The sequence below is a fragment of the Roseomonas sp. TF40 genome (genome assembly GCF_057219975.1).
The window spans coordinates 351,419-377,981 of the sequence record NZ_JBXVVR010000004.1; the positions used below are offsets into that span (position 1 = coordinate 351,419).

Here is a 26,563-nt window from a genome sequence, read left to right on the forward strand (position 1 = left end):
TTGTGTTTCTACAGGCCCAGATAGGCTCGGCGCAGCGCGGGGTCCTGGCGCACCGTCGCCGCATCACCCGCCAGCACGAAGCCCCCATGTTCCAGCACATAGGCGCGATCGGCCAGGTCGAGCGACTGCGCCACGTTCTGCTCGACAAGCATGATCGCCAAGCCCTCTCCGTGCAGCTTGCGGATCAGGGTGAACATCTCCTCCACCAGCAGGGGCGAGAGGCCGAGCGAGGGCTCGTCCAGGATCAGCATGCGGGGCTCGGCCATCAGGCCGCGGCCGATGGCGAGCATCTGCTGCTCGCCGCCCGAAAGCGTGCCGGCGGCCTGGCCCACCCGCTCCCGCAGCCGGGGGAAGGTTGCGAAGACGCGCTCGAGGTTGCGCGCGCGGTTCGCCTTGGCGCGGCGATAGGAGCCAAGCTCGAGATTCTCGCGCACCGTGAGGTTGGGGAAGATCTTGCGCCCTTCCGGCACCTGGATCAGCCCGCGCGCCATCACCTCGGCCGGCGAGAGCCCGGTCAGGCGCTCACCGCCGAAGCGCACCTCGCCGCGGCGTGGGCGGACAAGCCCGCTGATCACCATGTTCAGCGTGGTCTTGCCCGCACCATTGGAGCCGAGCACCGCGACGATCTCGCCCGCACCCACATCGAGCGACACGCCTTCCAGCACGCTGGTCAGGCCATAGCCGGCGACGATGTCACGCACCTCAAGCATGCGCGCCCCCCGCAAGCCGCGTGGCCGCGCCATGGCCGAGATAGGCCTCGATCACCGCGGGGTCGGAGACGACCTCGGCCGGCGTGCCGCTCGCGATGATGCGGCCCTGCGCCAGCACATGCACGCTCTCGCACAGGTTCATCACCGCCTGCATGACGTGCTCGATCATCAGCACGGTGATGCCGGAATCGCGGATGGCGCGCACCACGGGCACGATGTCGCGCACCTCGCTCGGGTTGAGGCCAGCCAGCACTTCATCGAGCAGCAGCAAGCTGGGCTGGGTCGCCAGCGCCTTGGCGAGTTCCACGCGCTTGCGCCCGGCCACGGTCAGCGCCGCGGCGGGCTTGTCGAGCTCCTCGGTCAGGCCGACGCGCGCGGCCACCGCCTCGGCCACCGCGATCGCCTCGGCGCGCTTGGCATGGCGCAGGAAGGCGCCCACCGCGATGTTCTCGCGAATGCTCAGCCCCGCGAAGGGCTGAACGATCTGGAAGGTGCGCGCGATGCCGGCCTTGGCGAGCAGATGCGGCGGCCGGCCGGTGATACGCTCGCCACGCCAGCGTATTTCGCCGGTGGTGGGCGATTCGAAGCCGGAGACGATGGCGAAGAGCGTGGTCTTGCCGGCGCCGTTCGGCCCGATCAGCCCGGTGATGCTGCCCTCTTGCACCGTGAAGCTGGCGTCGGAGACAGCGAGCAGCCCGCCAAAGCGCTTCGACACGCCCTGGACCTCGAGGAAACTCATCGCCGCCTCCAGGCGCGGATCAGGCCGGGAATGTCGCGCGGCGGAAAGCGCACGACCAGGATCAGCAGCACGCCGAAGATCACGAGATCCACGCCCGGGATGCGCCCGACCAGGGATTTCGTGAACTCGCTGAGGCTGTGCAGGATCACGCCGCCCAGGATCGGGCCGAACACCGTGCCCGCGCCGCCGATGATCGGCGCCAGCAGGGCCTCGACGCTGATCCAGGTGCCATAGGCGATGTTGGCGTCGAGATAGAGGAAGTACTGGGCATAGAGCGCGCCCGCCGCGCCGGTGATGGCGGCCGAGAGCGTGATGGCGGAAAGCTTCACGCGCAGCACGTCCACGCCCAGCGCGCGGGCCGCGTTCTCATTCTCCCGCACCGCGACGAGTTGCGCGCCCAGGCGCGAGCGTTCCAGCGCGCGGGTGATCACCAGCGCGAGCGTGACCAGCGCCAGCGCGACCCAGAAGAAGCTGCCGCGCGAGGCGAACTGGAAGTTCTCCGGCCGCACATCGAGCCTGATGAGGAGCCCCGCCGCGCCGCCGGTGAACTCCGCCGCATTCGCCAGCACGCGCAGCACCTCCGCGAAGGCCAGCGTGACAAGCGCGAAGTAGCTGCCGCGAAGCCCCGAGCGGAAGGAGAGGAAGCCGATGATCCAGCCGATCGTCGCCGCGGCCGCGATGCCCGCGAGGAAGCCCGGATAGGGGTTGATGCCGAAGCGCGTCTGCAGGATGGCCGCGACATAGGCGCCGGTGCCGAAGAAGGCGGCGTGGCCGAAGCTGTACTGCCCGCCATAGCCGCCCAGGATGTTCCAGCCCTGCGCGGCGAGGCACAGGATCAGCGTGAAGACCGCGAAGTTCAGCCAGGTGCCGGCGGTGACGAAGACCGGCAGCAACGCCGCGAGCGCGGCGAAGATCGCGATCGGCAGCAGGTCCTTCGCGCTCATGCCTTCGCCCCGAACAGGCCGGTGGGACGGAACAGCAGCACGAGGATGAAGATCACGAAGATGCCGAGCTGGCCGAGACTGTCGCCCAGATAGAGGCCGGAGAGGCTTTCCACCACGCCGATGAACAGCCCGCCCAGCAGCGCACCGGGCACGCTGCCCATGCCACCCAGCACGACGATGGTGAAGGCAACCAGCACGAAGGCGTTGCCGACGCGCGGGCTGACATAGAAGGAGGGCAGCAGCAGGCAGGCAGCCACGGCAAGGCAGGCCGCGCCGATGCCGAAGGTCACGGCATAGACGTGGCTGACATCGATGCCGACCAGTGCCGCGCCGGTGCGTTCCTTGGCCACGGCGCGAATGGCGCGGCCGGTGTCCGTCATGGTCAGCACCACGAACAGCACTGCCGCGACGATGAAGGCCACGCCGAAGCCGACCAACCGCGGGAAGGAGAGCAGCATCGGCCCGGCCTCGATCACCTCCATCGCATAGGGCACCTGCACCGAGAGCGTGTCCGAGCGGAAGATGGCCAGCATCGTGTTCTCGATGACGATGGACAGCCCCAGCGTCACCAGCAGGATGTTCGAATCCTCGCCCCGGCTCGCCGGGCCGATGACGAAGCGCTGCACGCCGTAGCCGAGCGCGAAGAACAGCGGCACCAGCGGCAGGATCGCGACATAGGGGTCGAGCCCGAAGGCGCTCCAGGCCACCCAGGCCGCGTACATGGCGAGCGTCAGCAGCGCGCCATGCGCGAAGTTGATGATGTGCAGCACGCCATAGACCAGCGTGAGGCCCAGCGCCACCAGCCCATAGACAGCCCCGGTGAGGAGGCCGTTCGCCACGGCCTCCAGCACGATCTCAAGCGGAAAGGAACGCAAGATCTATCAGACGGGCCAGGGGAAGACCGGGCGCGCATTGGCGAAGTCGGTGGGGAAGATCACCTTGATGTCGTTGTCGATCACCTGGGTGTTCACCGCCTGGCCCGCCTGGTTCTGGCCATTGACGAAGCGCGTCGGGCCATAGGGCATGATGTGGCGCGTGAAGGCGCCGTCGGTCGCCGCCAGCGCCGTGATCACGGCGTTGCGGTCGGCACGGCCGGCGCGCTCGAGCGCATCGGCCACCAGCATCACCGCGGAGTAGTTCAGCGGCGTGTTGTAGAGCCAGAAGCGGTTCTGCGCCTCGACCGCCGCGCGCAGCTCGGCGGTCTTGGGCTTGCGCGGATCGGCCCAATGGTTGACGTCCATCACCAGGTTCGCGGCGTCGGGGAATTCGCGCACGAAGCGGAAGTTGGACGCCGCGCCGTTCAGCACGCAATAGATGCCCTTGGGGCGGATGCGGCGCTGCTGCAGCGTGCGGCTGAGCAGCACGAACTCGGCATAGTAGCTGGAGGGGATGATGAGGTCCGGGTTCAGCGAGCGGATGCGCAGCGCGATGTTGGACATGTCGCGCGCCGGCGTCGGGTGGCTGATGCTCTCCAGCACCTCGAAGCCGCGCTTGGGCAGTTCGGCCGCCATCAGCCGCGCCATGCCCGAGCCGAACAGCCCGTCCTCATGCACCACGACGACGGTCCGGGCCGGCTTGCCGGCGGCATCGTTGAGCGCCACGAGGTTGTCAAGCGCCGCCGAGGTCACCGCGCCGAAGCCCGGGCCGAAGCGGAAGGTGTTGCGCAGCCCGCGCGTGACGATGCTGTCAGCCACGCCGACATCGACCACATAGGGCAGGTCATAGCGCGACGCAGCCTGGGAGGCGGCAAGGCAGATCGGGCTGGCGAAGCCGCCGACCACGGCGACCACGCCCTCGCTGTTCATGCGCTCGACCTCGGCGGTGCCACCCTCGGGGTTCGAGCGCGCATCGCCGAACACCATCTGGATCTGCGCCCCGCCCATGGAGCGGATGCCCCCCGTGGCGTTGATTTCGGCGATGGCGAGCTCGGCGCCGAGGCGGCCATACTCGCCATCCTGCGCCAGCGCACCGGTGACGGGCTGCAGGATGCCCAGGCGAACCGGTGCCGGCTGGGCACGCAGCACGGCGGGCGCGGCCAGCGCACCGGCTGCGCCCAGCAGAACGGCGCGGCGCGAGGGGGTGAAGGCGGTCGGCATCATTGTCGGTCTCCCGGTTCGTCCCTGAGGCTCCTAGATGCGCCGTGGCGTCGATTTGGGCAAGGGATTGTCCGGACAACCGCGCACCACTTTGCGAAGAGACGCGCCAGGCCGGCGACGTTGACCTTGGCGCCGCGCACCCCTAACCCGGGTGCAACACAACCTCGCCGGGAGGAGTTTCGCGATGCGTTCGCATGAAGGCCAATTTTCCGACAACCGTCCCATCCGACGCAGCCCGCAGGAGAAGAAGCGCCTGCTGGCCGAGCTGAAAGAGACGCTGGCCGGGCTCAAGCCCCATCACTCGCCCACGTTGCGCACCACGCTTGTGGCCCGCATCAAGGAGCTTGAGAGCGAGTTGGCGGCCGAGCGCCGCTGACCCGCTGAAGCGGCGTGGGCCCGCCCGAATCCACCCGCAGCCGCGCCCTTACGGGCATGGCGCTCATGCTGGCCTGCTGCCTGTTCTTCGCCGGCATGGGGGCCTGCTACCGGGCGGCGATGCTGGAAGGGCTGCCGGTGCCCCTAGTGCCCTTCGCGCGGGGGCTCTTCACGGTGCTGGTCATGCTGCCCTGGGCGCTGCAGGCCGGTCCCCAGGCGCTGGCGACGCGCCGGCCCGGCGCCCACGCCTTTCGCTGCGCTGCCGGGCTCGCCGGCTTCCTGATCCACATGCTGGCGATCCTGTGGATGCCGCTGGCCGATGCCGTGGCGATCCTGCATGCGCGCCCGCTCTGGGCACTGCCGCTGGCTTTCCTGCTGCTGGGCGAGCGCATCGGCTGGGACCGCGCCATCGCGGCGACGGTGGGCTTCGCCGGCGTGATCGTGATCGCGCTGCCGCAGGGCGCCTTCCAGACTACCCCCTCCCCGGGCCTGATCGCGGCGCTGGCAGGGGGGTTTTCCGGCGCCCTGGCGCTGATCGCGGTCAAGAAGCTTTCGAGCACCGAGCCGCCCGCGCGCGTGGTGTTCTGGTACGCGGTGGTCAGCGTGATCGTGTGGGGGCCGATCTCGGCGCTGGTGTGGCAGACGCCGAGCCTGACGGCGGCAGGTTTCCTGGTGGCTGGCTCCGTGCTCGCGATCCTGGGCGATTTCTGCGCCTCCTGGGCGACACGGCGTGCTCCGGTGGGGCTGCTCGCGCCGATCGAATATGTGCAGATCCCGGCCTCGGCGCTGATCGGCTTCCTCGCCTTCGCGGAGACGCCGGGCTGGGCGCTGCTGTGGGGCACGCTGATCATGGTGGGCGCCACGCTCTACCTGGCCCGCGGGGCGGGGCGCTGAGGGAGGGCGCGTGACAGGGGCGGATTGTGCGCTATTCTGCCCGCTCTGCGCTTCATGCCCCTCCCCAGGAAGGATTTTGCGATGATCGCTCGCCGCACCCTGCTCGCCGCCAGCACGGCGGGGCTCACCCTGCCCGCCATCCGCACGGCGCAGGCGCAATCCCCGCTCCGCTTCACCCTCGATTGGGCGCTGCAGGGCAATCACGGCATGTGGGCGCTGGCCGAGGATCGCGGCATCTTCCGGCGCGAGCAGCTCAATGTGCGCATGGATCGCGGCTTCGGCTCGGGCGATGCGCTGGTGAAGGTCGGCTCGGGCGCCTATGACATCGGCTTCGCGGATTTCTCCGGCGCGGTGAAGTTCAACGCCGAGAACCCGCAGAACCGCCTGGTGATGCTCTATCCGGTGTTCGACCGCACGGCGGCCGCCATCGTCACGCTGCGCGGGCGCAACATCAACCGGCCGCAGGATGTCGCCGGCCGCAGGCTCGGCGCGCCGGAGGGCGAGGGCTCGCGCCTGCTCTTCCCCGCCTTCGCGCGCGTCGCGGGCATCGACACCAGCCGCGTGCAGTGGACCTCCATGGCGGCGAACCTGCGCGACACCATGCTGCGCACCAACCAGGTGGACGCCGTCACGGGCTTCCTCTTCACCGTGCATTTCAACCTGGTGGGCCTGGGCATCGCCGAGGACCAGATCCTGAGCTGGCCCTACGCCGAGCATGGGCTGGATCTCTACGGCTCGGGTGTCTTCGTGCGCGCCGCCTGGCTGGAGCAGAACGCCGATGTCGCGGCGCGCTTCGTGAAGGCCTCGATCGAGGGGCTGAAACTGCTGCTGAACGACATCCCCGGCGGCATGGCCGCGCTGAAGCGCCGCGAGCCGCTGTTCGACGAGGCGCTGGAAGCGCGCCGCTTCGCGATGACGCGCGACCGCTCGATCATCACGCCCAACAGCCGCGCCAATGGCCTTGGCCATGTGGACATGGCGCGCGCCGCGCAGCTTGTCTCCGTCAACGCCGAGGCGCTTGGCGTGGCCAATCCGCCGAGCGTCGAGAGCATGTTCACCGACCGCTTCCTGCCGCCGCGTTCGGAGCGGATGCTCTGAGCGTGCGGCGTCTCCTGCTGAAGGGCGCGCGGGTTCTTGCCCCCGATGCGCTCGCCGCCCCCTTCGCGGAGATCCTGATCGAGGACGACACGATCCGCGCCGTGCTGCCGCCCGGCAGCACGGTCGAGGATGCGCAGGGCTTCGACGCCACGGGCCGGCTCATCATGCCGGGCCTCGTCAACGGCCACACGCACAGCCATGGCGGCCTCGCCAAGGGCAGCGGCGACAAATGGGATCTCGCGCTGCTGCTGACCCATGGCGGGTGGATCAGCGGCGGGCGCGTGCTGCAGGACAAGTGGCTTTCCACCGCGCTCAATGCGGTGGAGAACCTCAGGAAGGGCTGCACCGCGGTCTATGACCTGCCGGTCGAACTGCCCGCCCCCACCGTCGAGGGGCTGGGCGCGATGGCCGAGGCCTATGCCACGGTCGGGCTGCGCGCCGTGCTCGCGCCGATGGTGGCGGACCTCACCTTCTTCCAGGCGACGCCGGGGCTGATCGAATCGCTGCCCGAGCCGCACCGCGCCCGCGCCGCGGCGATGCGCACCGCCCCTGCGCAGACCACCATCGATGCCATCGCGGGCGCCGCGAAGGCGTGGTCGCATGAATCGCGCGGCATCACGCTGGGCTGCGCGCCCACGATTCCGCTGCACGGCACGGATGATTTCCTGCGCGCCTGCCGCAAGCTCGCCTTCGACTACGACCTGCCGATGCAGACCCATGTCGGCGAGGCGCGCTACCAGGCCGCGGGCGGGGAGATCCGCTATGGCGGGGCGACGCTGCTCGAGCATATGGACCGCCTCGGCCTCGTCGGGCCCTGGTTCAGCGTCGCGCATGGCGTGTGGCTGACCGAGGGCGACCTCGCCCTGCTCGCGGATCGCGGCGGCGGGCTGTCGCATAATCCGGGCGCAAACATGCGCCTCGCCTCCGGCATCGCGCCGGTGCGCGCGGCGATTCGCGCGGGTGTCACGGTGGGCATCGGCACGGATGGTTCCTCCTCCTCCGACAACCAGAACATGTTCGAGGCCATGCGCCTTTCCGCCTTCGCCTCGCGCCTGTGGGAGGATGCGGCGGAGGCGGATTGGCTCGGCACGGCCGAGACGGTGCGGCTTGCGACCCAGGGCTCCTCGAAGCTGCTGGGGCTCGAGGGCGGCACGATCGAGGCCGGCAAGCAAGCGGATCTCGTGCTGCTCGACCTCGCCCACATCAACTGGATGCCCTTCAACGATGCGGCCAACCAGCTGGTCTGGACCGAGGATGGCAGCGCGGTTGTCGACGTGATGATCGGTGGCGAGTGGAAGCTGCGCGACCGCAAGGTGCTCGGCCTCGATGAGGCGAAGCTGATGCGCGACGCGCAGGCGGCCGCCGACCGGCTGCGCGAGGTGAACGGGCCGGCCCGGCAATGGGCGCATGAGGTCGCCCCGCATGTCGCCTGCCATTGCCGCGCGCTGGCCCGCGGCTGGACACGCTCGAAGCGCCTGCTGCGCGCGGAATAGGGAAGAGACATGCTGCTGAAGGATCGCGTGGTGGTGGTGACCGGCCCCGCCAAGGGCATGGGGGCCGCCTGCACCCGTCTGCTGGCCGAGCACGGCGCGGATCTCGCGCTGGTCGGGCGCGATACGGCGGCGATCGAGCCCGTCGCGGCGGAGGTGCGCGCCATGGGCCGGCGCGCCGAGATCTTCGGGTGCGACCTGATGCAGGCCGCGAGCGTCGCCACGATGGCAGAGGCCGTGCTCGCCAGCTTCGGGCGCTGCGACGCGCTGGTGAACATCGCCGGCGGCCGCGGGCCGCTCGGCAAGACCTTCTGGGAGACGACGCCGGAGGAGTTCGACGAGATCCTGCGCCTGAACGTCACCGGCTGCTTCCTGACCATGCGCGCCTTCGCGCCGGCGATGATCGCCGCCGGGGCGGGCAAGATCGTCAATGTCGGCGGCACCTTCGGCATGCGCGGCCGGGCCGGGCGCTCGGCCTATTCCGCCAGCAAATGGGGGCTTCGGGGCCTGACGAAATCGGCCGCGCTGGAACTCGGGCCGCACAACATCAACGTCAATTGCGTGGCCCCCGGCATGGTCGAGGGCGACCGCTTCGAGAATGTGCTGGCCACCATGGCGCGCAAGGAAGGCATCGACATCGCCGCGGCGCGCGTGAAGCACGCTTCCGAATACGCGCTTCGGCGGATCAGCACGGATGTGGATGTGGCGAATGCGGTGCTGTTCTTCGCCTCCGACCTGTCACGGCAGACCACGGGGCAGGATTTCACCGTCGATGGCGGCTGGGTGATCTGACGATGAGCGACACTGCTTTCCTGGCCGATCTCCTGATCACCGGCGGCACGGTGGTGAACGAAACCGGTCGCTTCGTCGCCGATGTCGCGGTGAAGGATGGCGTGGTCGTCTTCGTCGGCCACGCGGCCTTCGCACCCAAGGCGCGCACCACCATCGAGGCGCGCGGGAAATACGTGATCCCGGGCGCGATCGACGTGCACACGCATATCCGCGAACCCGGCATGGAGCAGAAGGAGGACTGGACCACCGGCACGCGCGCCGCCGCGGCGGGGGGTGTCACCACCGTCTTCGACATGCCCAACACCGAGCCCGCCATCGCGACCGTCGCGGCGCTGGAAGCCAAGAAGCAGGCCGCCGCGCGCCAGGCGCATGTGAATTACGGGCTGTATGGCATCCTCGATGAACGCTCGCTCGACCATCTCGGCGCGCTGGCCGCGGCGGGGGTGATCGGCTTCAAGCTCTTCCTCGGCAACACCACCGGCAACAACCCCGCCCCCAATGATGGCGCCGTGCTGGAAGGCTTCGAGATCCTGGCCGAACTCGGCCTGCGCTGCTCGATCCATGCCGAGAACTCGCCCATGCTCTTCTGGCGCGAGAACCGCATGAAGGCGGCCGGGCGCGACGACGCCTTCGCGCATCTCTCCGCCCGCGCCGACATCGTGGCGATCGAGAGCCTGCAGCGCTCCATCGTGCTCAGCGAGTGGACGGGCGCGCGCATCCACATCGTGCATGAGAGCTGCATGCGCTCCATCCCCATCATCCGCGACGCCAAGGCGCGCGGCGTGCCGATGACGGTGGAGACCTGCCCGCAATATGTCCTGCTCGCCGCCGAGGATCTGACCGGCGACAAGGGGCGCATCGCGCGGCTCAACCCGCCGATCCGCGAGGGCCGGCAGCGCGAGCCGATCCTCGAGGCCTTGCTGGATGGCACGATCGACATCCTCGGCACCGACCACGCACCGCATGCGATGGTCGAGAAGCAGCAGGAGAGCTTCTGGGACAATGCCTGCGGCTTCCCCGGCGTCGAGACCTCCATGCGCCTGATGCTGACCCTGGTGCATGAGGGGCGCATGACGATGGAGCAGTATGTGCGCATGGCGGCCTCCGCGCCGGCCCGCGCCTTCGGCCTCTATCCGCGCAAGGGCGTGGTGCAGCCCGGCGCCGACGCCGATCTGGTGGTGGTGGACCCGAATGCGCGCGCCGAGATCCGCGGCGAGGAACTGCACAGCGAGCGCAGCCGCTTCACCCCCTTCGAGGGCATGGTCACGGTGGGCCGCCCGGTGGTGACGGTGGTGCGCGGCCGCGTGGTGATGCAGGACGGCGTGGTACAGGACGCGCCGGGCTGGGGCCGGCTCGAGCGGCCCGAAATGCCCGCCCCCGCGCCGCGCAACCTGGCGACCACGACCAAGGCGATCCTCAAGCCGGAGGCAAAGCCCTGGTAGGCCGCCTCAGGCGCGGATCAGTCAGGCGCGGATCAGCGTGCCCGCGCCCTCATCGGTGAAGAGTTCGCGCAGCACGGCGTGCGGCACGCGGCCATCGAGGATGACCGCCCCCTTCACGCCGCGCTCCACGGCATAGATGCAGGTCTCGACCTTCGGGATCATGCCGCCGGAGATCCAGCCCGCGGCGATGCCCGCGCGCACCTCGGCCACGCTCATCTCCGGGATCAGCTTCTTGTCCGGGCCGAGCACGCCGGGCACGTCGGTCAGCATCAGCATCCGCTCGGCGCCCAGCGCGCCGGCGATGGCGCCCGCGGCGGTGTCGGCGTTGATGTTGTAGGTCTGCCCATCCGCGCCCACGCCGACGGGGGCGACGACGGGCACGATGTCGGCGCCGATCATCAGGCGCAGCACGCGCGGATCCACATGCTCGGGCTCACCCACGAAGCCGAGGTCGAGCACCTTCTCGATGTTGCTGTCGGGGTCGCGATAGGTGCGGTTGAGCTTGCGCGCGCGGATCAGCCCGCCATCCTTGCCCGAGATGCCAACCGCCAGCACGCCCGCACGGGTGATCGCCTCCGCCACCTGCTTGTTCACCGGCCCGGCGAGGACCATCTCGACGACGTCGAGCATCTCCTCATCGGTCACGCGCAGCCCCTGCACGAAGGTGGACTTCACGTTGAGCCGCTTGAGCATGGCATTGATCTGCGGCCCGCCGCCATGCACCACCACGGGGTTGACCCCCACCTGCTCGAGGAGCGCGATGTCGCGCCCGAAGCGCAGCGCCGTCTCCTCCTCGCCCATGGCGTGGCCGCCGTATTTCACCACCACGGTCTGGTCGTCATAGCGCTTCAGGAAGGGCAGCGCGCCGGCGAGGATCGCCATCTGGTCGAGGGGAGCGTCGGTCATGGCGTGGTTTCCCTGGAACGGGGCGCGGATAGGGGCGCGGCGCGCGCGGGTCAAGCCGGAGCGGCCGGCTCGGCGAGGCTTGCGATCTCGGCGCGCAGCTCCGGGATGCCCTGGCCGGTCTGGCTGCTGGTGACGATCAGCAGCGGATGCGCGGCGGTGCGCTTCTTGATCAGCGCCTCGACCTCCGCCACGCGCTTCGCCAGCTGCGCGGGCTTCACGTCATCCGCCTTGGTCAGCACGAGCTGGTAGGTCACGGCAGCCTCGCGCAGCAGATCCATGGCCTGGCGGTCGGCGGGCTTGGTCTCGACACGCGCATCCATCAGCAGCATCACGCGGCGCAGCGTGGGTCGGCCGCGCAGGAAGTCGAACATCAGCCCCTGCCAATCCTCCTTCACCGCCTTGGGCGCCTGGGCGTAGCCGTAGCCCGGCATATCCACCAGCGACAGGCGCTGGTCGAGGGTGAAGAAGTTCAGCTGCCGCGTGCGACCGGGCGTGTGGCTGACGCGCGCCAGCGCCTTCTGCCCCGTCAGCGCGTTGAGGATCGAGGACTTCCCCACATTGGAGCGGCCGCAAAAGGCCACCTCCGGCCCCGCCACGGGCGGCAGCTGGTCGATCCTCTGCGAGGCATAGAAGAAGGCGCAGGGCCGGGCGAAGAGCAGCCGCCCGGCCTCGATCAGCGCCGCACGCTCTTCCTCGTTGCGCGCCTCAAGCAGTCCGCCAGAGGTCACTTCCTCGTCTTCGCGACCGCTGCCGGCTTGGGCGGCGGCGGTGCGGCGGCCGCACGCGCCTGGCGGTTCCGGTCGATCTTCATGATCCAGGCCTGCTGGCCGATGGAGAGCAGGTTGTTCCAGGTCCAGTAGATCACGAGGCCGGCGGGGAAGGAGGCCAGCATGAAGGTGAAGATCAGCGGCATCCAGGCGAAGATGCGCGCCTGGATGGGATCGGGCGGCGTGGGGTTGAGCTTGAACTGAAGGAACATCGTGATGCCCATCAGGATCGCCCAGACCGGCATGTGGAACAGCGCCGACCACTGCATGGGATCGAAGGGCAGCAGGCCGAAGAGGTTGAACAGATTCGTCGGATCCATCGCGGAGAGGTCGCGGATCCAGCCGAAGAAGGGCGCGTGGCGCATCTCGATGGTGACGAAGAGCACCTTGTAGAGCGCGAAGAAGACCGGGATCTGGATCAGGATCGGCAGGCAGCCCGAGGCCGGGTTCACCTTCTCCGTCCGGTAGAGCGCCATCATCTCGGCCTGGGCCTTGGCCGGGTCGTCCTTGTAGCGCTCGCGCAGCTCCGTCATTTTCGGCGCCAGCACCTTCATGCGCGCCATCGAGACATAGGCCTTGTTGGCCAGCGGGAAGAAGGCCGCCTTGATCGCCAGCGTGAAGACCAGGATGGCCACGCCGAAATTGCCGAACAGCACGCCCAGGAAATGCAGCGCGTGGAAGAAGGGCTTGGTCAGGAAGTAGAACCAGCCGAAATCCACCGCCTTGTCGAAATCGACGATGCCGTAGCGATCGGCGTAGGAGTCGAGCAGGTTCACTTCCTTCGCGCCGGCGAAGAGCCGCATCGCCAGCGTGCCTTCCGCGCCCGGCGCGATCACCTGGGGCGTGGGGGTGGCCATGTCGATCTGCCAGCGATCCTGCCCGCCTTCCGCAATGTGGCGGTAGGCGGAGCGCACGCGCGTCGCCTGGTCCACCGGGGTCAGCGCGGTGAGCCAGTACTTGTCGGTGAAGCCGATCCACCCGCCCGTGCTCTCGGTCTCGAAGGCCGGGCCGCGGGTCTTCTGCGCCTGCTCGCGCGCGTCGCTGTAGGTCCATTCATGCAGGCGGCCATCGAGCACGCCCGTGAAGCCCTCATGCAGGATGAAGAAGCCCGCGAGTTGCGGCGTGCGGTCGCGGCGCACCCGTGCCCAGGGCAGCAGCTGCACCGGCGCGCCCGTGTTGTTGCGCACGCTCTGCGTCACGTTGAGCATGTAGTCGGCGTCGATCTCGAAGCGCAGGCGGAATTCCAGCCCCGCGCCATTGTCCCAGCGCAGCGTCACCGGGCTGGTGGGAGAGAGCGTGGTGCCCTCGGCCGTCCAATCCGTCTCCGGCCCCGGCACGACCGTGGCGGGGTCGGCGGCGGTCCAGCCCCATTGGCCGAAATAGGGGTCGGTATGGGTACGCGGGGCGAGCAGGCGCACCAGCGGGCTGTCGCGCTCCACCGTCTCGCGGTAGTCGCGCAGGGTGATGTCATCCACCCGCGCACCGCGCAGGTTGATGGAGCCCTTCACGCGCGGCGCATCGATCTCCACGCGCCGTTCCGGCGCGGCGGGCGGCGTGGCGGTGACCGCGGTGGCACCCGGCGCGCCCAGCGCCGCGGCCCCGGCGCTCGGCGCCAGCGGCACCGGCGCGGCCGAGGACGGGGCGGGCGTGGCGGCCTGCTGCGCCTGCTGCTGCTCGGCGATGCGGGCGCGCTCGGCCTCCTTGGCGGGGCGGTTCCACAGCTCGAACATCAGCAGGATGCCGATGGAAAGGGCGATGGCGGCGAAGAGGCGCTTCTGGTCCATGACAGCCTTGATTCAGCCCAGGCCGGCGCTGGTGTCGCGCGGCTGGGCGGGGGTGCATGCGAAAGGCGTCCGGGGCGGCACGGGATCGAAGCCGCCGGGATGCCAGGGGTTGCAGCGCAGGATGCGCCGGCCGGTGAGCCAGGCGCCCTTCAGCGCCCCGTGCTCGGCCACCGCTTCCAGCCCGTACTCGCTGCAATGCGGGTAGAAGCGGCAATTGCAGCCGATGATCGGGCGCAGCGTAAGCTGATAGGTGCGGATCGCGCCGCGCAGGAGGTATTGCTGAGGCGTCACGGTGCGGGCTCCAGCGGCAGCCCCGCCTGGCGCAGCGCGCCGCGAAGATCGCCGAGCAGCGTCTTGAAGGGCCTTGTGCGGGTGGCGTCGCGGCCGATCAGCACGATCTCATGACCCGGCGGGGCATCGGCCAACAGCAGGCGCGCCGCTTCCCGCAACCGCCGCTTGGTGCGGTTGCGTACCACGGCGTTGCCGAGCTTCTTGGTGGCGGTGAAACCAACACGCAGCGGCGCCTCCGGCACGGCCAGCGCCTGCACGGTCACGCCGGGTCGCGACGCGCGCTGACCCCGCGCGGCAACACGCTGGAACTCCCGACGGCGCTTCAGACGCGGCGGGCGCGCCGGCATGACAATGCCCTCGCCCGCCCGCGCGTCAGGCGGAGAGGCGCTTGCGGCCCTTGGCGCGGCGATTCGCCAGCACCCGGCGGCCACCGACGGTCTCGGTACGGGCGCGGAAGCCATGGCGGCGCTTCCGGACGAGCTTGGACGGCTGATAGGTACGCTTCACGACAAAAAACTCCCGCGCGGTCCTGGCAATCCTGCCAGCGCCGGCGCCCCGGCTGCGATCTGGTGACATAAGCCTGAACGCACCTCGGGGGTAACCCCGGGGCGTGCCCTGGCGAAGGCGGCGACGTATAGGGAGGGCATGGCCCCCCCGTCAACCGCGGCGGTAAGGTGCCGCGCCCAAACGGACCCAGGCAACGGAACCTCTTCATGCCAGACTTCGACGTGGTGGTCATCGGCGCCGGCGCCGCCGGGCTTTCGGCAGCCGCCCTTTCGGCCGCGCTCGGCCTGAAGGTGGCGCTGATCGAGCGCGGCGCGATGGGGGGCGACTGCCTGAACTATGGCTGCGTGCCCTCCAAGGCCCTGCTCGCCGCCGGCCATGCCGCCGCCGCCGCGCGCCGGGCGGGGCGCTTCGGAATCCGCCTGGGCGAGCCGGAGGTCGATTGGGCGGCGGTGCGGGCGCATGTGCAGGGCGCGATCGCGCGAATCGCCCCCACCGACTCCGCCGCGCGCTTCCGCGCCATGGGGATCGAGGTGATCGCCGCCCGGGCGCATTTCGCCGCCCCCGACGTGGTCGAGGCCGCCGGGCGGCGCATCTCCTTCCGCCGCTGCGTCATCGCCGCCGGCTCGGCCGCCGTGGTGCCGGACATTCCCGGCCTCGGCCCCGTGCCCTGGCTGACCAATGAGACCATCTTCGAGTTGGAGGAGAAGCCCGAGCACCTGGTCATCCTGGGCGGCGGGCCGATCGGGCTTGAGATGGCGCAGGCCCATGCGCGCCTCGGCGTCCAGGTCACGCTGCTCACCACTGGCACCATCGCCGCGCGCGAGGACCCCGAACTGGCCGAAGGGCTGCGCCGCACCCTGCTGGCCGAGGGGGTGGTGCTGCATGAGGGGGTGGAGGTCACGCGCTTCACCGCCGCCGGTGGGGGGCTGATCGCCTGGCTGGCGGATGGGCGGACCATCGGGGGCTCGCATCTGCTGCTCGCCACTGGCCGGGCGCCGCGGCTCGCCGGGCTCGACCTCCAGGCCGGGCAGGTCGCCTTCACCGCGCGGGGCGTGACCACCGATGCGTCGCTGCGCTCCACCACCAACCGCCGCGTCTATGCGGTGGGCGACATCGCGGACCCGCAGGGCATCGGCCCGCGCGCCTTCACGCATGTCTGCTCGCAACATGCGGGCATCCTGGCGCGGGCCATGCTGTTCCGCCTGCCGGCGAAGGTCGATTACGCCGCCCTGCCCCGCGTCACCTATACCGAGCCGGAATGCGCCCAGATCGGCCTGACCGAGGCCGAGGCCCGCGCCGCCGGCCATGCGGTGCGCCTGCTGCGCTTCCCGCTCGGCGAGACCGACCGCGCCATCGCCGAGGGCGTCGAGGCCGGGCTGGTGAAGCTGGTCGCCACCCCCGATGGGCGGCTGCTGGGTGCCTCCCTCCTCGCGCCCCATGCCGGCGAGATGGCGGGGCTCTTCGCGTTGATGATCAGCAAGCGCATGAAGCTCTCGGCACTGGCCGGGCTGGTCCTGCCCTATCCGACGCTGGCCGAGGCGGCGAAGCGCGCGGCGAGCGATTTCTACGCGCCGAAATTCCTTTCCGCGCCCGTGAAGCGCCTCGTCGGCTTGCTCAAGCGGCTGCCCTGAGCAAGGCTCCGCCGCACAAGCCATCGTGGAAGACTAACATGACCAGAATGTTGGAAGGGCGCGTCGCCCTCGTCACCGGCTCGACCTCGGGTATCGGGCTCGCCATCGCGCGCGGCTTCGCCGAGCAGGGCGCGAAGGTGATGCTCAACGGCTTCGGCACCGCCGAGGAGATCGCCGCCGCCCGCGCCGCCGTCGGCGCGCTGATGGGCGTGGCGGAGGCCCCCTATTCCGGCGCCGACATGAGCAAGCCGGAGGAGATCCGCGTCATGGTCGCCGCCTGCGAGGCGAGCCTCGGCGCCTGCGACATCCTGGTGAACAATGCCGGTGTGCAGTTCGTCTCCCCGGTGGATGAGTTCCCCGAGGCGCAGTGGGACCGCATCATCGCGATCAACCTCTCCTCCAATTTCCACGCCATCAAGGCGGCGCTGCCGGGGATGAAGGCGCGTGGCTATGGGCGCATCATCAACATCGCCTCCGCCCACGGCCTGGTCGCGAGCCCCTTCAAGACCGCCTATGTCAGCGCCAAGCACGGCGTGCTGGGGCTGACGAAGTCGGTGGCGCTGGAAGTGGCGAAACTGCCCATCACCTGCAACGCCATCTGCCCCGGCTTCGTGCGCACGCCCCTCGCCGAGCGCCAGGTGAAGCCCCTGGCCGAGAAGCACGGCGTGAGCGAGGCGGTCGCCCTCACCGACCACCTGCTCGAGCGCCAGCCCTCCAAGCGCTGGATCGAAGTGGAGGAGATCGCCGCCGCCGCGCTCTACCTGGTCGGCCCCGTGAGCGGCGGCATCAACGGCACCAGCCTCTCCGTGGATGGCGGCTGGATCGCGCAGTGAATTTATTTGCCCTCAAACGGCGGGCGCGCGCTCCGCGCGCTTGCCTTGCGCGCCGACGCGCTGGCGCACTGGTGCCATCGGGTTCGCTGTGCGCGTGCCCGCTTCGCGGGCTTTGGAGTAGCGCTTCTTGATCGAGCATGAGTTCAAGGCCGAAGCGGCCGAGACGCTTGCCGCTGGCACCGCCCCGCTCGCCCGCCCCGCCGTCGCGCGGCCGACCACCCGGCGCATCAGCCTCGCGCTTCAGGGCGGCGGCACGCATGGCGCCTTCACCTGGGGCGTGCTCGAGCGCCTGCTGGAGGATGAGCGGCTGGAATACGATGCCGTCTCCGGCACCTCGGCCGGCGCGGTCAACGCCGCCGTCTTCGTGCAGGGGCTTTGCGAGGGTGGGCGCGATGGTGCGCGCGCCGCGCTCGATCGCGTCTGGCGCGACGCCGCCGCGCGCCTCGCCGTCTCGCCGCTGCAGAACACGCCCTTCGAGAAGGCGATCTGGGGCCATGACCTGACCTGGTCTCTGGCCTACCAGACCTTCGAGACGATGACGCGCATCCTCTCCCCCTACCAGATGAATCCCACGCCCTATGAGTTCAATCCGCTGCGGGAGGTGATGGCGGCGGCGCTGGATCCCGAGGTGCTGCGGAATGGCAAGGGACCCAAGCTGTTCATCTCCGCCACCTCGGTGCGCACCGGCAAGCCGCGCGTCTTCGCCCGCAACGAGGTGACGGTGGATGTCATCCTCGCCTCCGCCTGCCTGCCGCAATTCATGAAGGCGGTGGAGATCGACGGCGAGGCCTATTGGGATGGCGGCTATCTGGGCAATCCCGCGCTCTGGCCGCTCTATGAGCAAGGGGGCGCGCCGGATCTCGTGCTGGTGCAGCTCAACCCCATCGTGCGCGACGAATTGCCCACGCGCCCGACCGAGATCGTGAACCGGTTGAACGAGATCAGCTTCAACGCCTCGCTGATGGCGGAGATGCGCGCCATCGACTTCGTGCAGCGCCTGCTCGATGCCGGGCGGCTGGAGCAGCCGCGCTATCGCCGGCTGTTCCTGCACTGCATCGAGGACGAGGACCGGATGCGCAACTTCAAGCTCAGCACGAAGTTCAACGGCGACTGGGACTTCCTGATGATCCTGAAGCAGTACGGGCGCGAGGCCGCGGACCGCTTCCTGGCGCAGAGCTTCGACAAGCTGGGCCGCGAAAGCAGCGTCGATATCCGCGAACGCTTCCTATAGGCAGGCCCGATCCGCGCCATCGGCACTTCCCGCTGGCGGCCGGGGGCGCAACGGTGGTTTGCTCACGAAGACGAGACCACCAGCCTGGAGGCCCGACCCCGATGAGCACCCCTCGCACCCCCGGCGCCCCGATTGCGCTCGACCTTTCCAGCCTTGAGCGCGTGTCAGGCGGGTTCGACCGTCCGGGCCGCGATGGCTCCCCGCCGCCCGAGCCGGGCAAGGAGATCAACGGCTCCGACCAGGCCGACTGGATCTCCGGCGGCCGGGGCGATGACACGATCAACGCCGGCGCCGGCGACGACTATGTCAGCGGCGGCCTGGGCGCGGACCAGATCGACCTCGGCGCGGGCAATGACCGCATGAACTGGAGCCCCTACGCCGGCAACGACACCGTCCTGGGCGGCGACGGCATGGATACGCTGATCCTGCAGGGCTACGACATCTCGCTCGAGGACCTGCTGGCGGCGATCCAGCCCGATCCGGGCAGCCCGGCGCCCTACATGAATGAGGACGGCATGATCGTGCTGGACGGCGTCTCCGGCACCATCACCATCGGCGACAGCACGCTGACCTTCTCGGGCTTCGAGCGGATCTTCGTGAACGCCTGACGCGCCACGGCGCCGGAGAGGTAGCATGACCACCAGCCAGGCCCCTCGCCCGCTCAACCCCGCCGCGCTCGACCAGGTGAGCGGCGGGGGGCAGATCTGGGGCACCACGGGGCGCGACATGCTCTCGGGCGGCGAGGGCAATGACACGATCAATGCCGGCGGCGGGAATGACCTCGTCGCCGGCGGCGGCGGCGACGACATGATCCATCTCGGCTCGGGCGATGACCGGGTGATGTGGTCGCCAGGGATGGGCAACGACACGGTGCTGGGCGGCGATGGCACGGATTCGCTGGTGATCAGCGGCCCGCCGATGTCGCTGGAAGACCTGCTCGCCGCGATCCAGCCCGGCCCGGGCAGCCCGGCCCCCAGCATCGATGCGACCGGCGCGCTTTCGCTGGCGGGGGTCAGCGGCACGCTGACCATCGGTGGGAACACGCTCTACTTCACGGGGATGGAGCGGATTCTCTTCACCGGGTGAGGCCCAGCAGCCGGGCGGGCCGGCTGAGCCGCAACAAGCGCGCCGGCCGGCTAAGCCGTAACAGGCGCGCCGGCCGGCGCGGCGCTACCAGCACGATCGCATGCTGGCGGAAGCGCCGCGCCAGCACGGCAAGGCGGCGTGGGTCACCGGCGGCGAGCAGATGCTGCTCCGCCCAGCCCTGCCCGCGCCCCCAGCCTTCGGCGATCACGCGCCCGCGCAGCGCCCCGCGGAGCCTGTGCTGCATGCGCCTGTTCCAGCCCTCGGGCATGCGCCGGCTGAAGGGGTTCCAGGCGGTGAGGAAGGCCGCCGGGCCGGCCAGGGGCAGGTCATGGCGCGCGCCGATTCGCGCCACGCGGCCCGCCGCCTCATAGCGCGTGGCGCGGAAGGCACGCTCCAACCGCGGCGTCATCGCAGGTGCAGCAGCAGGCCCTTGAGATAGGCGCTCTCGGGCAGGGCCGGATGCACAGGGTGGTCGGGGCCGGCGCCGACGGTGGCGAGGATCCGCGCCTCGCGCCGCGCCTTGTGCACGCCCCAGGCCACGGCCTCGGCGAAGTCGGGCACCGCGACATGGTGCGAGCAGGAGGCGATGAAGAGCACCCCCTCCGGCGCCACCAGCCCGGCCGCGAGGCGCGCGAGCTTGGCATAGCCGCGCAGCGCCGCCGGCTGGTCCTTGCGCGTCTTGGCGAAGGCCGGCGGGTCCGCCACCACCACGTCGAAGACCCGCCCGCTCGCGGCCATCCGTTCCAGATGTTCCAGCGCCTCGGCCTTGAGCGGTGTCACGCGATCCGCGAAGCCCGCCAGCCCTGCGGCCTGCATCGCGAGGTCCAGCGCATGTTCGCTGCGATCCAGCAGCGTGACCGAGGCCGCCCCCGCCGCCGCCGCCGCCAGGCCGAAGCCGCCGGTGTGGCAGAAGGCATCCAGCATCGTCCGCCCGGCGCAGAAGCGCGCCACCAGGGCGCGGTTGGCGCGCTGGTCGAAGAACCAGCCGGTCTTCTGCCCGCCCAGCAGATCGACCGGGAAGCGCAGCCCGTTCTCCTCCACCAGCGCGGTGCCGTCGCTGCCGTGCAGGGCGACGACCTCTCCCGCCAGCCCCTCCAGCTTGCGCACGGGGCTGTCGTTGCGCGCCACCACGACGCGCGGCGCGATCAGGGTCTGCAGCGCCTCGAGGATCGCGGGGGTGGCGCGCTGCATCCCCGCCGTATTGGCCTGCAGCGCCAGTGCGTCGCCGTAGCGGTCGATGATCAGCCCCGGCAGGCCATCGGCCTCGGCATGGACAAGCCGGTAGAAGGGCGCGTCGAACAGGCGCTGGCGCAGCGCGAGGCAGGCGCCGAGGCGCGCGGTGAACCAGCCGGCGTCGCAGGGCGCGGCGGGGTCGGCGTCCAGCCGGCGCGCGGCGATCAGGCTGTGCGGGTTGAAGTGCCACGCCCCGTGCTTCACGCCGTCATCACCCTCGAGCCGCACCACGGCGCCGGGCGACAGCGCGCGCAGCGCGGGGGTCATGGCGATCTCGTTGGAGAAGGCCCAGGGGTGGCCGGCCTTGAGCCGGCGGTCGGCGCCTGGGTTGAGTCGGATCAGCGGGCGGGTCTCGGACATGCCCCCCCTATGCAACGCCGCTCAGCGCAGCGCCAGCAGCACGCCCGAGACAGTGAGGCTCAGCGCCAGCACCTCCCGCCAGCCCAGCGGCTCGCCCAGCAGCAGCGCCGCCGCCAGCACGCCCACCACCGGGGTGAGCAGCGTGCCCGAGGCCGCCGCCGCCGCCGGCAGGCGCTTCAGCGCGCCGAACCAGGCCAGGTAGCAAAGCCCCAGCGGCGCCACCCCGCCATAGACCAGCAGCCCCCAGCCCAGCCCCGAGAGGCCCGCCAGGTCCGGCCGCTCCACCAGCGCGGCGCCCAGGCCAAGCGGGGCGATGCCGAGCACGATCTGCCAGGTCGCACTCGCCGCCGGCGGCAGGCCGAGCGGCCAGCGCTTGCCCACCACCGTGCCGAGCGAGAACAGCGTGGCGGCCGCCAGGGCGAAGCCCACGCCGGGCAGGCTTTCCATCCCCGCCTGCCAGCCGCGGCCGAGCACAAGCACGGCGAGGCCGCTGAGGGCTACGGCCAGGGCGGCGAGGCGCAGCGGGCTCGGCCGCTCGCCCAGGATCACCCAGGCGAAGAGCCCGGCCCAGACCGGCATGGTGTAGCAGACGATGGTCGCCTCCCCCGCCGCCAGCCAGAGCAGGGAGAAAGAGGCAAGGCCCATCCAGGCCGTGACGTTGAGCAGGCTCGCCAGCATCAGTCGGCCCCAGAGGGCCCGCGGCACGGCGAGGGATTCGCGCCGCGCGAGGGCGATGGCGAGCAGCACCGCCGCGCCCAGGCTGCCGCTGAGGATGCGGATGGAGAAGGGCGGCAATTCGCCCAGCAGCAGTTTCATCGCCGGCCAGTTGAGGCCCCAGCCGGTCACGGTCAGCAGCAGCAGGACCAGCCCAAGTGGATCAAGCCGGGCCTGACGCAAACTCACTCACAGAAATCCGGCTCGTCCCGCAGCAGGATGCGCTTGATGCTCTCCAGGTGCAGCCGCGCACTCTCGCCATCGCCCAGCCGCATCTGCGCCGCCGTCTTGGCCGCGACTTCGGGCCGCACGGGCTTGAGCGGGCGCCCGGTGGAGAGTGCGAGGCGCTGCGCCTCCGCCGCGCGCTCCAGATAGTAGAGGTCGTCCCAGGCCCGCGCGCAGTCCGGGCCCACCACCATCACGCCATGGTTGCGCATGAAGACGATCTCGGCCTCGCCGATGGAGGCCGCGATGCGGTCGCCCTCATCGGTGTCGAGCGCGAGGCCGTTGTATTCGTCGTCCACCACGGTGCGGCCGAGGAATTTCAGGGCACTCTGCCCGGCATAGAGCAGCGGCTCGCCCTCGGTCATCGCGAGCGCGGTGGCGTTTGGCATGTGGGTGTGGAAGCAGGCCTTGGCGCGCGGCAGGTTCTTGTGGACGCGGGCATGGATGAAGAAGGCCGTGTCCTCCGGCACGCCCTGCCCGGCCACGACCTTGCCCTCATAATCGCAGATCAGCAGGCGGCTGGCGGTGACCTCGCTGAAGGCCCAGCCATAGGGGTTCACGAGGAAGAGGTCGTCGCGCCCCGGGACCACCAGCGAGAAATGGTTGCAGATGCCCTCATGCAGCCCGAGCCGCGCAGCCATGCGGAAGCAGGCGGCGAGGTCGATGCGCGCCTGGCGCACCGCGGGGGCGTCGAGGTCCGAATTGCGCAGCAGCGCCGGGGCGGCGGTGGCGGCCTGGGCCTTGGCCATGGGCGAACTCCTTCAGCGTCGCCGCCTGCATCGCAAGCCCCGGCCGATCCGGCAAGCCGCCGCGCGCTACAGGATGAAGTCCGAGGCCCCCAGCGGATGGATGCCGCTCAAGGTGATGCGCATCTCCGCCGCGCCACCATCGCCGATGTCGATCGAGACCAGGGTGGTGCCGCTGCTGACAGAAACGCGCACGGATCCCTGCCCGCCGCCCACGAAGCCGGAGGTGCCGCGCCACAGGAAGGCCTGGTCGCCGCTCGCCGTGCCGGCATCGATGGCGGAGAGGTCGATCCGGTCCAGGCCGCGCTCGAAATCCGTGATGCGGTCCCGCGAGGCGTCGGGACTGTCCTCGATGCGCAGATAGACGAAGTGGTCCGCCCCCGCGCCCCCTGTCAGCACATCCCCCAGGCGCCCGCCGATCAGCGTGTCGTTGCCGGCGGCGCCACTCAGCGTCTCCTGCTGATCGGCGAGGGTGACCAGGCGGTTGTCGAGCGAATTGCCGGTCAGCCGCGTTCCGCTGCTGCTGAGATTCTCGATGTGCCGAGCGAGACCATCGCGCAGCGCGTAATCGTAGTTGACGATAATCGTGTCGATACCGTATCCTTCCTGCTCGATGACATCATGCTGCAGATCGTCGGTAAGGTCGTAGGTGTCGTCGCCTTCATCGCCATACAGCGTGTCCAGGCCAAGTCCGCCCCGGAAGAAATCGTTGCCTCGGGCGCCATAGAGGGAATCGGCACCATCCCCACCGATCAGGGTATCGCCATGCGAACTGCCACTGACGGCCTCGATGCCGAAGAACTGGTCGCCCTCGGCCTCGCCGCCTGAGGCCGTGCCGAGGAAAAGATCGATATGCACCCCAGCCGTAGAAACGCCGTACTCAATAACGTCAAAACCCTCCCCACCATCGAGGATATCGGCGCCCAGCCCGCCTCTCAGCCGATCATCGCCTCCGCCGCCGATCAGCACGTCGTCGCCGGCCTCGCCGTGCAACCGGTCATTGCCGGCGCCCGAGGCATCGTCGCCGAGCAGCTCGTCATCGCCCTCCCGGCCGTAGAGCTCGTTCGCATCGCCATTGCCGATCAGGATATCGGCGAAGTCGCTGCCGATGATGCCCTCGATGTTCAGCAGCAGATCACCGGCGCTGCTCTCGACGTCCGGGGTGAGTTGCACGAGCACGCCCTCGGCCGCGGCTGAATAGGAAGCAATGTCAGATCCCTCCCCGCCATCGAGCGTATCGAAGCCCCCGCCGGCGATGCCGATGCCGTGGCCCGCCACGATCCTGTCGTTGCCCGCGCCGCCGAGGATCAGGTTGGCGAATTTGTCGCCGCCCAGGATGTCGTTATGCGCGCTGCCGACCAGACCCTCGATGCCGATATAGACATCGCCGTTGGCCTCGCCCCGCAGGCTGGAACGATCGCCTTCCGGGTCTGCCAGCAGGGCCGTCACCCCCGCATCCGCCAATTGGTAGGAGGCGAAATCCAGCCCCTCCCCGCCCTCCAGCGTATCGGCGCCCGCCCCGCCGATCAGCGTATCGACGCCGAGCCCCGACCCATGCCCGCGCAGATGGTTCCGGCCCGCATCGCCCACCAGCAGATCGGCGTGGTCGGTACCCTCCAGATGCTCGATCGCGACCAGCGTGTCGCCCAGCGCCGCACCGGCATTGACGATGAGGGGGTTGAGCGAGGCGATGACCCCCTGATCCGCCCCCCGCCAGCTCGCCCAATCCTGGCCATCGCCGCCTTCCAGCCGGTCCGCCGCCGTGGCGCCGGGCGCATCGGCGCCGCTCAGCGTGTCATCGCCCGCGAGGCCGGAGAGGACATCGGCCCCCGCGCCGCCCTCCAGCCGGTTGCCGATGGCGCTGCCGATGAGCGTATCGGCACCAAGACCGCCCTGCAGGTTCTCGATGCTGGCATAGCGATCACCCGCCGCCTCGCCGGTATTCTGCGCGGGTCGGGTGAGGCTGGCGAGCAGGCCCGTCGTCGCCCCGGCATAGCTCGCCGTGTCCGAGCCCAGTCCGCCGGAGAGCATGTCCGCCCCGCCACGCCCGATGAGCACATCATCCCCCTCGCGGCCCAGCAGCGTGTCCTGACCGTCTCCGCCGAGCAGCGTGTCCGCCTGACGAGTGCCGTAACGTTGCATACGGATTCTCCCGAATTCGTGAACAATTCTGAGCAGGGCTTGCCCGGAGATCAAGCGCCGCCATGATGCCCCGCGCAGGGGGACCATCGCGCATGTCAGGCACCAACCAGCGGATCGACGGGGCGCGGCTCTGGGACAGCCTGATGGCGATGGCCCGGCATGGCGCCACGCCGAAAGGGGGCGTGCGGCGCCTGACGCTGACCGAGATCGACCGCGCGGCGCGCGAGGATTTCCGCGCGCAGTCCGAAGCGCTCGGCCTCACGGTGCGGGTCGATGCCATCGGCAACATGTTCGCGCGGCGCGAGGGGCGCGACCCGGCGCGCAAGCCCGTGCTGTTCGGCTCACACCTCGACAGCCAGCCCTCGGGCGGGAAGTACGACGGCGCGCTCGGCGTCATGGCGGGGCTGGAGGTGATGCGCACGCTGCACGACCTCAACATCACCACCGAGGCGCCGCTGGAACTGGTCAACTGGACCGATGAGGAAGGCAGCCGCTTCGGCCTCTCCCTGATGGGCAGCGGCACCTGGGCGGGGGTCTATCCCCTCGCACGTTCCTACGGGCTGCGCGACACGGAAGGGGTGAGCGTGGAGCAGGCGCTGGACGCCATCGGCTATCGCGGCCCCGAACCCGCTGAGCCCTTCCCGGCCGATTCCTATTTCGAACTGCATATCGAGCAGGGCCCGATCCTGGAACGTGCCGGCAAGCGCATCGGCATCGTCACCGGCGCGCAGGCGCAGGTCTGGTGGGATGCGCGGATCGAGGGCCAGGACAGCCATGCCGGCACCACGCCGCCCGAGACGCGGCGCGATGCGCTGGTGGCGGCCGCGCAGGTCATCGCCCTGGTCGATCGCACCATGCGCGCGCAGGGCGCGGAAGGCCGCGGCACGGTGGGCTTCCTGCAGGTGCTGCCGAACAGCCGCAACGTGATCCCGGGCGAGGTGCTGTTCAGCATCGAGTTCCGCCACCCCGACAGCGCCGTGATCGCCACCCTCGCGCGGGACTTCCCCGCGATGGCCGCCGCCGCTGTGGCGCCGAGCGGGTGCCGCCTCACCCTCACCCCCGTGCTGCACTACGACGCGCAGCCCTTCGACGCCGATTGCGTGGCCCTGGTCGAGCAGGCCGCGGCGCGGCTCGGCTTCTCCGCGCAGCGCATGGTCTCGGGCGCGGGGCATGACGCGGTCTATGTCGCGCGGCGCATCCCGGCGGCGATGATCTTCACCCCCTGCAAGGACGGCCTCTCCCACAACGAGGCCGAGAGCATCGAGCCGGAGGAGGCCGAGGCCGGCTGCCAGGTGCTGTTCGAGGCGGTGGTGGCGCGCGCGAACCGCGCGCCATAGAGCAATATGCGTTCAGATGGGTCGCGGCGCTGCCGCGACGCTGAACGCATTTCTTGCTCTAGCTTCAATGATTTCCAGAGCACGAGCTGCGTTCATTAGAACGCAGCCTGCTCTAGGTGTTTGATCCCAGGGTTTGATGGTGCAGTCTTTTCCCAGGCATGGAAGGACGCGCTATGGGCCAGGTTCTTCA

28 protein-coding genes are annotated in these 26,563 nt (G+C 70.1%); 12 read left to right on the forward strand and 16 right to left on the reverse strand.

Features of this window, described 5'->3' with window-relative positions:
• Positions 1-8 precede the first annotated feature (8 nt).
• The 5 genes from AC2D9U_RS14845 to AC2D9U_RS14865 are packed head-to-tail and all read right to left on the reverse strand — an operon-like array spanning position 9 to position 4,492.
• Positions 9-710 carry an ABC transporter ATP-binding protein gene (locus tag AC2D9U_RS14845; protein ID WP_484750257.1) on the reverse strand — a complete coding sequence of 234 codons (702 nt, stop codon included), beginning with the start codon at positions 708-710 and terminating at the stop codon, positions 9-11.
• A complete protein-coding gene (locus AC2D9U_RS14850; RefSeq protein WP_484750259.1) occupies positions 703-1,449 on the reverse strand; it encodes an ABC transporter ATP-binding protein in 747 nt (248 codons plus the stop codon). Before AC2D9U_RS14850 ends, AC2D9U_RS14845 begins: the two co-directional genes overlap by 8 nt.
• A complete protein-coding gene (locus tag AC2D9U_RS14855) occupies positions 1,446-2,393 on the reverse strand; it encodes a branched-chain amino acid ABC transporter permease (protein ID WP_484750260.1) in 948 nt (315 codons plus the stop codon). The genes AC2D9U_RS14850 and AC2D9U_RS14855 overlap by 4 nt, the downstream gene beginning before the upstream one ends.
• The gene (locus AC2D9U_RS14860; RefSeq protein WP_484750262.1) at positions 2,390-3,232 is read right to left on the reverse strand and encodes a branched-chain amino acid ABC transporter permease; all 843 of its coding nucleotides are present in this window, start codon (positions 3,230-3,232) and stop codon (positions 2,390-2,392) included. The genes AC2D9U_RS14855 and AC2D9U_RS14860 overlap by 4 nt, the downstream gene beginning before the upstream one ends.
• 42 nt (positions 3,233-3,274) lie before the next feature.
• Entirely contained in the window at positions 3,275-4,492 is a 1,218-nt protein-coding gene (locus AC2D9U_RS14865) for an ABC transporter substrate-binding protein (protein WP_484750263.1), read from the reverse strand.
• A gap of 181 nt (positions 4,493-4,673) precedes the next feature.
• Between AC2D9U_RS14865 and AC2D9U_RS14870 the strand changes: the two genes are divergently transcribed.
• The 6 genes from AC2D9U_RS14870 to AC2D9U_RS14895 all read left to right on the forward strand — a co-directional run bounded on the left by AC2D9U_RS14870 (position 4,674) and on the right by AC2D9U_RS14895 (position 10,580).
• Complete coding sequence (locus AC2D9U_RS14870) at positions 4,674-4,865, forward strand: hypothetical protein (RefSeq protein ID WP_484750265.1); 192 nt, start codon at positions 4,674-4,676, stop codon at positions 4,863-4,865.
• Positions 4,866-4,921: 56 nt separating this feature from the next.
• Positions 4,922-5,758, forward strand: a complete 837-nt coding sequence (locus tag AC2D9U_RS14875) for a DMT family transporter (protein ID WP_484750266.1) — start codon at positions 4,922-4,924, stop codon at positions 5,756-5,758.
• Positions 5,759-5,839: 81 nt separating this feature from the next.
• Positions 5,840-6,856 (forward strand): ABC transporter substrate-binding protein, encoded by a 1,017-nt coding sequence (locus AC2D9U_RS14880; protein WP_484750268.1) that lies wholly within the window; start codon positions 5,840-5,842, stop codon positions 6,854-6,856.
• Positions 6,857-6,858: 2 nt separating this feature from the next.
• A complete protein-coding gene (locus tag AC2D9U_RS14885) occupies positions 6,859-8,349 on the forward strand; it encodes an amidohydrolase family protein (RefSeq protein ID WP_484750270.1) in 1,491 nt (496 codons plus the stop codon).
• A gap of 9 nt (positions 8,350-8,358) precedes the next feature.
• Complete coding sequence (locus tag AC2D9U_RS14890) at positions 8,359-9,138, forward strand: SDR family NAD(P)-dependent oxidoreductase (RefSeq protein ID WP_484750271.1); 780 nt, start codon at positions 8,359-8,361, stop codon at positions 9,136-9,138.
• Between the two features lie 2 nt (positions 9,139-9,140).
• Entirely contained in the window at positions 9,141-10,580 is a 1,440-nt protein-coding gene (locus AC2D9U_RS14895; RefSeq protein ID WP_484750273.1) for a dihydroorotase, read from the forward strand.
• A gap of 21 nt (positions 10,581-10,601) precedes the next feature.
• Here AC2D9U_RS14895 and argB read toward each other — a convergent pair whose 3' ends face one another.
• Genes argB through rpmH form a run of 6 tightly spaced genes read right to left on the reverse strand, consistent with a single transcriptional unit; the run spans position 10,602 to position 14,835 of the window.
• Positions 10,602-11,486, reverse strand: coding sequence for an acetylglutamate kinase (argB, locus tag AC2D9U_RS14900; RefSeq protein WP_484750275.1), 885 nt, complete (start codon positions 11,484-11,486; stop codon positions 10,602-10,604).
• Positions 11,487-11,536: 50 nt separating this feature from the next.
• Positions 11,537-12,214: a ribosome biogenesis GTP-binding protein YihA/YsxC gene (gene yihA / locus AC2D9U_RS14905; protein ID WP_484750277.1), complete on the reverse strand. Its 678-nt coding sequence runs from the start codon at positions 12,212-12,214 to the stop codon at positions 11,537-11,539.
• Positions 12,211-14,037 (reverse strand): membrane protein insertase YidC, encoded by a 1,827-nt coding sequence (yidC, locus tag AC2D9U_RS14910; protein ID WP_484750279.1) that lies wholly within the window; start codon positions 14,035-14,037, stop codon positions 12,211-12,213. Before yidC ends, yihA begins: the two co-directional genes overlap by 4 nt.
• A 12-nt stretch (positions 14,038-14,049) precedes the next feature.
• A complete protein-coding gene (yidD, locus tag AC2D9U_RS14915) occupies positions 14,050-14,328 on the reverse strand; it encodes a membrane protein insertion efficiency factor YidD (protein ID WP_484750281.1) in 279 nt (92 codons plus the stop codon).
• A complete protein-coding gene (gene rnpA / locus AC2D9U_RS14920; protein ID WP_484750282.1) occupies positions 14,325-14,675 on the reverse strand; it encodes a ribonuclease P protein component in 351 nt (116 codons plus the stop codon). Before rnpA ends, yidD begins: the two co-directional genes overlap by 4 nt.
• A gap of 25 nt (positions 14,676-14,700) precedes the next feature.
• On the reverse strand, positions 14,701-14,835 hold the full coding sequence (rpmH, locus tag AC2D9U_RS14925; protein ID WP_484750284.1) for a 50S ribosomal protein L34: 135 nt from the start codon (positions 14,833-14,835) through the stop codon (positions 14,701-14,703).
• A gap of 206 nt (positions 14,836-15,041) precedes the next feature.
• Here rpmH and AC2D9U_RS14930 point away from each other — a divergent pair, with 206 nt between their 5' ends.
• The 5 genes from AC2D9U_RS14930 to AC2D9U_RS14950 all read left to right on the forward strand — a co-directional run bounded on the left by AC2D9U_RS14930 (position 15,042) and on the right by AC2D9U_RS14950 (position 19,616).
• Positions 15,042-16,466 (forward strand): dihydrolipoyl dehydrogenase family protein, encoded by a 1,425-nt coding sequence (locus tag AC2D9U_RS14930; protein ID WP_484750285.1) that lies wholly within the window; start codon positions 15,042-15,044, stop codon positions 16,464-16,466.
• Between the two features lie 38 nt (positions 16,467-16,504).
• Positions 16,505-17,299: a 3-hydroxybutyrate dehydrogenase gene (locus AC2D9U_RS14935; RefSeq protein WP_484750287.1), complete on the forward strand. Its 795-nt coding sequence runs from the start codon at positions 16,505-16,507 to the stop codon at positions 17,297-17,299.
• A 127-nt stretch (positions 17,300-17,426) separates the two neighbouring features.
• A complete protein-coding gene (locus AC2D9U_RS14940) occupies positions 17,427-18,530 on the forward strand; it encodes a patatin-like phospholipase family protein (RefSeq protein ID WP_484750288.1) in 1,104 nt (367 codons plus the stop codon).
• Positions 18,531-18,631: 101 nt separating this feature from the next.
• Positions 18,632-19,138 carry a calcium-binding protein gene (locus AC2D9U_RS14945; RefSeq protein ID WP_484750290.1) on the forward strand — a complete coding sequence of 169 codons (507 nt, stop codon included), beginning with the start codon at positions 18,632-18,634 and terminating at the stop codon, positions 19,136-19,138.
• Between the two features lie 25 nt (positions 19,139-19,163).
• The gene (locus AC2D9U_RS14950) at positions 19,164-19,616 is read left to right on the forward strand and encodes a calcium-binding protein (RefSeq protein WP_484750291.1); all 453 of its coding nucleotides are present in this window, start codon (positions 19,164-19,166) and stop codon (positions 19,614-19,616) included.
• Here the strand turns inward: AC2D9U_RS14950 and AC2D9U_RS14955 are convergent.
• From AC2D9U_RS14955 to AC2D9U_RS14975, 5 genes are all read right to left on the reverse strand, one after another.
• Positions 19,606-20,025, reverse strand: a complete 420-nt coding sequence (locus AC2D9U_RS14955) for a DUF3293 domain-containing protein (protein WP_484750292.1) — start codon at positions 20,023-20,025, stop codon at positions 19,606-19,608. The genes AC2D9U_RS14950 and AC2D9U_RS14955 overlap by 11 nt on opposite strands.
• Positions 20,022-21,209 carry a class I SAM-dependent rRNA methyltransferase gene (locus AC2D9U_RS14960; RefSeq protein WP_484750294.1) on the reverse strand — a complete coding sequence of 396 codons (1,188 nt, stop codon included), beginning with the start codon at positions 21,207-21,209 and terminating at the stop codon, positions 20,022-20,024. Before AC2D9U_RS14960 ends, AC2D9U_RS14955 begins: the two co-directional genes overlap by 4 nt.
• A gap of 21 nt (positions 21,210-21,230) precedes the next feature.
• Positions 21,231-22,112 (reverse strand): DMT family transporter, encoded by an 882-nt coding sequence (locus tag AC2D9U_RS14965; RefSeq protein ID WP_484750296.1) that lies wholly within the window; start codon positions 22,110-22,112, stop codon positions 21,231-21,233.
• Positions 22,109-22,897 (reverse strand): aldolase, encoded by a 789-nt coding sequence (locus AC2D9U_RS14970; protein ID WP_484750297.1) that lies wholly within the window; start codon positions 22,895-22,897, stop codon positions 22,109-22,111. The genes AC2D9U_RS14965 and AC2D9U_RS14970 overlap by 4 nt, the downstream gene beginning before the upstream one ends.
• Positions 22,898-22,963: 66 nt before the next feature.
• Positions 22,964-25,036, reverse strand: coding sequence for a calcium-binding protein (locus tag AC2D9U_RS14975; RefSeq protein WP_484750299.1), 2,073 nt, complete (start codon positions 25,034-25,036; stop codon positions 22,964-22,966).
• 92 nt (positions 25,037-25,128) lie between these two features.
• Between AC2D9U_RS14975 and AC2D9U_RS14980 the strand changes: the two genes are divergently transcribed.
• On the forward strand, positions 25,129-26,373 hold the full coding sequence (locus AC2D9U_RS14980; protein ID WP_484750300.1) for a Zn-dependent hydrolase: 1,245 nt from the start codon (positions 25,129-25,131) through the stop codon (positions 26,371-26,373).
• The last annotated feature ends 190 nt before the right edge of the window (positions 26,374-26,563 follow it).

What these genes read in the sequence shown, in the direction of transcription:
- AC2D9U_RS14845 (WP_484750257.1), bottom strand. Translation starts at nt 710, where the DNA reads ATGCTTGAGGTGCGTGACATCGTCGCCGGCTATGGCCTGACCAGCGTG.
- AC2D9U_RS14850 (WP_484750259.1), bottom strand. Translation starts at nt 1,449, where the DNA reads ATGAGTTTCCTCGAGGTCCAGGGCGTGTCGAAGCGCTTTGGCGGGCTG.
- AC2D9U_RS14855 (WP_484750260.1), bottom strand. Translation starts at nt 2,393, where the DNA reads ATGAGCGCGAAGGACCTGCTGCCGATCGCGATCTTCGCCGCGCTCGCG.
- AC2D9U_RS14865 (WP_484750263.1), bottom strand. Translation starts at nt 4,492, where the DNA reads ATGATGCCGACCGCCTTCACCCCCTCGCGCCGCGCCGTTCTGCTGGGC.
- AC2D9U_RS14870 (WP_484750265.1), top strand. Translation starts at nt 4,674, where the DNA reads ATGCGTTCGCATGAAGGCCAATTTTCCGACAACCGTCCCATCCGACGC.
- AC2D9U_RS14875 (WP_484750266.1), top strand. Translation starts at nt 4,922, where the DNA reads ATGGCGCTCATGCTGGCCTGCTGCCTGTTCTTCGCCGGCATGGGGGCC.
- AC2D9U_RS14880 (WP_484750268.1), top strand. Translation starts at nt 5,840, where the DNA reads ATGATCGCTCGCCGCACCCTGCTCGCCGCCAGCACGGCGGGGCTCACC.
- AC2D9U_RS14890 (WP_484750271.1), top strand. Translation starts at nt 8,359, where the DNA reads ATGCTGCTGAAGGATCGCGTGGTGGTGGTGACCGGCCCCGCCAAGGGC.
- AC2D9U_RS14895 (WP_484750273.1), top strand. Translation starts at nt 9,141, where the DNA reads ATGAGCGACACTGCTTTCCTGGCCGATCTCCTGATCACCGGCGGCACG.
- argB (WP_484750275.1), bottom strand. Translation starts at nt 11,486, where the DNA reads ATGACCGACGCTCCCCTCGACCAGATGGCGATCCTCGCCGGCGCGCTG.
- yidC (WP_484750279.1), bottom strand. Translation starts at nt 14,037, where the DNA reads ATGGACCAGAAGCGCCTCTTCGCCGCCATCGCCCTTTCCATCGGCATC.
- rnpA (WP_484750282.1), bottom strand. Translation starts at nt 14,675, where the DNA reads ATGCCGGCGCGCCCGCCGCGTCTGAAGCGCCGTCGGGAGTTCCAGCGT.
- AC2D9U_RS14930 (WP_484750285.1), top strand. Translation starts at nt 15,042, where the DNA reads ATGCCAGACTTCGACGTGGTGGTCATCGGCGCCGGCGCCGCCGGGCTT.
- AC2D9U_RS14935 (WP_484750287.1), top strand. Translation starts at nt 16,505, where the DNA reads ATGACCAGAATGTTGGAAGGGCGCGTCGCCCTCGTCACCGGCTCGACC.
- AC2D9U_RS14945 (WP_484750290.1), top strand. Translation starts at nt 18,632, where the DNA reads ATGAGCACCCCTCGCACCCCCGGCGCCCCGATTGCGCTCGACCTTTCC.
- AC2D9U_RS14950 (WP_484750291.1), top strand. Translation starts at nt 19,164, where the DNA reads ATGACCACCAGCCAGGCCCCTCGCCCGCTCAACCCCGCCGCGCTCGAC.
- AC2D9U_RS14955 (WP_484750292.1), bottom strand. Translation starts at nt 20,025, where the DNA reads ATGACGCCGCGGTTGGAGCGTGCCTTCCGCGCCACGCGCTATGAGGCG.
- AC2D9U_RS14960 (WP_484750294.1), bottom strand. Translation starts at nt 21,209, where the DNA reads ATGTCCGAGACCCGCCCGCTGATCCGACTCAACCCAGGCGCCGACCGC.
- AC2D9U_RS14970 (WP_484750297.1), bottom strand. Translation starts at nt 22,897, where the DNA reads ATGGCCAAGGCCCAGGCCGCCACCGCCGCCCCGGCGCTGCTGCGCAAT.
- AC2D9U_RS14975 (WP_484750299.1), bottom strand. Translation starts at nt 25,036, where the DNA reads ATGCAACGTTACGGCACTCGTCAGGCGGACACGCTGCTCGGCGGAGAC.
- AC2D9U_RS14980 (WP_484750300.1), top strand. Translation starts at nt 25,129, where the DNA reads ATGTCAGGCACCAACCAGCGGATCGACGGGGCGCGGCTCTGGGACAGC.